Consider the following 281-nt stretch of genomic DNA (forward strand, 5'->3'; position numbering starts at 1 on the left):
CCGCCGGCCGATCTGGCCATTGACTTCGCTGGTATCGGCGGCACTGCCACCGCGGTTGTCGCTTCGGAGAAGAAGACCGTCGCCGACCTGGACATCACCACGGTGGAAGGCGCCCAGCGCGCTCTGTCCATCGTTGACGACGCATTGACTTCGGTGAACTCCTCGCGTGCCGACATGGGTGCGATCCAGAACCGCTTCACCTCCACCATCGCCAGCCTGAACACCACCTCGGAAAACCTGTCGGCCTCGCGTAGCCGTATCCGCGACACCGACTACGCCAA

At 63.7% G+C, this 281-nt stretch carries 1 protein-coding gene; it reads left to right on the forward strand.

Annotated elements, in window-relative coordinates; translation table 11 throughout:
• The coding region (locus RCF13_RS13850; RefSeq protein ID WP_308141258.1) for a flagellin at positions 1-281 on the forward strand (281 nt) is incomplete at both ends.

Source organism: Stenotrophomonas maltophilia group sp. RNC7 (assembly GCF_030910085.1).
In the GTDB taxonomy this organism is placed as follows: domain Bacteria; phylum Pseudomonadota; class Gammaproteobacteria; order Xanthomonadales; family Xanthomonadaceae; genus Stenotrophomonas; species Stenotrophomonas sepilia.